Below are 3,416 nucleotides of genomic sequence, written 5' to 3'. Positions count from 1 at the left end.
CGCACCGCACCCGGCACATCCACCGACCCACTCACACACCGCACCACCACCAGCCCATCCGACCCCGAACCAGAACCCGAACCGGCAGCCGGCTCCGCCCACTCCACCCCGTAGAGCGGCAGGCTCGTCGCGCTGGTGCCCAGCGATTCGGCCGGTACCGGGCGGACGCGCAGTGAGGCCAGGGAGAAGGCCGGGCGCCCCGAGGGGCCGGCCGCCTCGATGGCGCAGCCGTCGGCGCCGGTTCTGGTCAGGCGGACCCGGAGCGCGGTGGCCTCGGCCTCGTGCAGGCGCAGGCCGCGCAGCTCGAAGGGCAGGCGCAGCCCGTCAGAGGAATCGGCGACGAGCAGCGGGTGGAACACGGCGTCGAACAGGGCGGGGTGGACGCCGAAGCCGGTGACGTCCACCCCGTCGGGCGCGACCACCTCGGCGAACAACTCCTCACCACGCCGCCACACCCCCCGCAACCCCTGGAACGCCGCACCGTACTCATAACCCAACTCCGCCAACCGCTCGTAACCACCCTCCAGATCCACCACCACCGCATCCACCGGCGGCCACACCCCAGCCCACTCCCAGACACCACCACCCGACCCCGAACCACCCAGCACACCGCAGGCGTGCCGGATCCAGCCGGCCTCGTGGTCGCCGTCCGGCTGTGAGTGCACGCGTACGGATCGCGTGCCGGAGTCGTCCGGGGGATCCACGATCACCTGGACCGTGATCCCGCCGTGCCGGGGCAGCACCAGCGGCGCCTCGAACATCAGCTCCTCGACAAGGCCGAGGCCGGTCCGTGCGGCGGCCTCCAGCGCCAGATCCGCCAGGACCGCGCCGGGCAGCACCACGGCCCCGGCGACGACGTGCTCGGCGAGCCATGGCGTGTCCATGATCGACAGGCGGCCGGTGAGCATGGTCGGGCCGCCCTCGGCGAGCTCGACCTCGGCGCCCAGCAGGGGGTGCGCGACCTCGCGCAGGCCCACGGCGGGCAGGTTCGCGGCGCGAGCGGGCGGGCCGAGCCAGTACCGCTCGCGGTCGAAGGCGTAGGTCGGCAGGTCCACCCGGTTCCCCTGCGGGAGCAGTGCCGGCCAGTCGACGGGGGCCCCGGCCACCCAGGCGGCGGCCAGGCAGGCGGCCAGCGCGTCGGGTTCGGCGCCGTCGCGGCGCTGCAGGGACAGGATCGTGGCGCCCTCGCCGGTGACGCAGTCGTGTGCCATGCCGGCGAGCACGGCCTTCGGCCCGACCTCCAGGTAGAGGTGCACGCCCAGCTCCTCCAGCCGGGCGATCATCTGCTGGAACATGACGGGCTGCCTGATCTGCCGCAGCCAGTACTCGGGGCTGGTCCACGGCGTGTCGAGGACGCCGGTGAGGCCGGTGACGCTCCCGATCCGGGGCCGGGCGAACGTCACCGACTCCAGCTCGGCGGCGAACTCGGCGATCATGGGCTCCATCAGCGGGGAGTGGAAGGCGTGGCTGACGGTCAGCCGCCGGGTGCGGCGGCCGAGTTCGTGCCAGTGGGCGGCGACGGCGAGGCACGTCCGCTCGTCGCCGGAGATCACCACGCCGGCCGGTCCGTTGACGGCGGCGATGCCGGCCTTGTCCTCCAGCCCGGCCAGGGTGGGCCGGACCTCTTCCGGCGTGGCGGCCACCGCGATCATGGCGCCCGGTGCGCGCAACCCCTGCATGAGCCGGCCTCGGGCGGCGATCAGGCGGGCGGCGTCCGGCAGCGACCACAGTCCGGCGACGTGCGCGGCGGCGAACTCGCCGACCGAGTGCCCGGCGACGTGCGCGGGCGTGAGCCCGAGCGCCTCCAGCAGCCGGAAGGCGGCCATCTCGAAGGCGAACAGGGCCGGCTGGGTGTAGGCGGTCTCGTCGAGCAGGGCGGCTTCGGGGGTGCCGGGCTCCGACCACATCACCTCGCGCAGCGGCCGGTCGAGGTGGGGGTCGAGCGCCGCGCACGCTTCGTCGAGGGCGGCGGCGAACACCGGCGAGGCGGCGGCCAGCTCGCGCCCCATGCCGGGCCGCTGCCCGCCCTGTCCGGTGAACAGGAAGGCGGTGCGGGTGCGCTCGGCCGCCACGCCTTCGACCACCTCGGCCGCCGCGGCCACCTCGACCGCCTCGACCATGGGCCGGTGGCCCAGATGGTCGCCGAGGCCGGCGACCAGGGCAGCGCGGTCGCGGCCGAGCACGACCGCGCGGTGCGGGTGCACGGACCGGGTGGTGACCAGGGAATGGGCCACGTCGGCCGGGTGGAGCCCGTCGTGCGCGGTGACGTGCGCGTGCAGCCGCTCGGCCTGCCCGCGCAGCGCCTGCTCGGTGTGGGCGCTGATTATCCAGGCGAGCGGGCCGGTGAAGGCCGGTTCGGCGGGGGGCGGCTCAGGGGCGGGTTCGGGGACGTACTCCTCGATGATGGCGTGCGCGTTCGTGCCGCTGATGCCGAAGGAGGAGACGGCGGCGCGGCGGGGGCGCTCACCGCGCGGCCAGTCGCGCGGCTCGGTGAGCAGCCGGACGCCGCCCGCGGACCAGTCGACGTGCGGTGTCGGCTCCTTGACGTGCAGCGTGGGCGGGAGCGTCCCGTGCTCCAGCGCCTTGACCGCCTTGATCACGCCGGCCACACCGGCGGCGGCCTGGGTGTGGCCGATGTTCGACTTGAGCGAGCCGAGCCAGATCGGGTCGTCGTCCGTGCGGGTGCGGCCGTAGGTGGCCAGCAGTGCCTGGGCCTCGATCGGGTCGCCGAGCGTGGTGCCGGTGCCGTGCGCCTCCACCACGTCCACGTCGCCCGCGTCGAGCATCGCGTCATTCAGTGCTTGCCGGATCACGCGCTCCTGGGCCGGGCCGCTGGGCGCGGTCATGCCGTTGCTGGCGCCGTCCTGGTTCACCGCCGAGCCGCGGATCACCGCCAGGATGTGGCGGCCGTTGCGCCGGGCGTCGGACACCCTCTCCAGCGCGAGTACGCCGACGCCCTCGGACCACGCGGCCCCGTCGGCGGTCGAGGAGAACGACTTGCACCGCCCGTCAGGAGCCAGCGCGCGCTGGCGTGAGAACTCCACGAAGGAGTCGGGCGAGGCCAGTACGGTGACGCCGCCCGCGAGCGCGATGGCGCACTCCTCATCGCGCAGCGCGCGCACGGCCAGGTGCAGCGCGACCAGTGACGAGGAGCAGGCGGTGTCCACGGTGAGCGAGGGCCCTTCGAGCCCGAGGGTGTAGGAGACCCGGCCGGACAGCACGCTGGGGGTGCTGCCGGACAGGAGCACGCCCTCGACCTCCGGCGGTACCGCGCCGTGCACGAACCGGGAGGAGTAGTCGTTGAACATGTTGCCGGCGTAGACGCCGGTGCGGCTGCCGCGCAGCGTCCCCGGATCGATCCCCGCCCGCTCCAACGCCTCCCAGCACGACTCCAGGAACAACCGATGCTGCGGATC

Annotated in this window: 1 protein-coding gene; it reads right to left on the bottom strand. The window is 74.3% G+C overall.

Translation table 11 applies throughout. The annotated features are described in order from the left end of the window. Positions 1-3,416, bottom strand: a 3,416-nt coding sequence (locus ACTMTF_RS49265) for a type I polyketide synthase (RefSeq protein WP_441117017.1), incomplete at both ends; no start/stop codon positions are given.

The sequence above is a fragment of the Nonomuraea sp. ZG12 genome (assembly GCF_052068115.1).
Taxonomy (GTDB): Bacteria; Actinomycetota; Actinomycetes; order Streptosporangiales; family Streptosporangiaceae; genus Nonomuraea.
The sequence above is the reverse complement of the archived record's forward strand: the minus strand, read 5'-3'. Positions and strand labels throughout refer to the sequence as shown.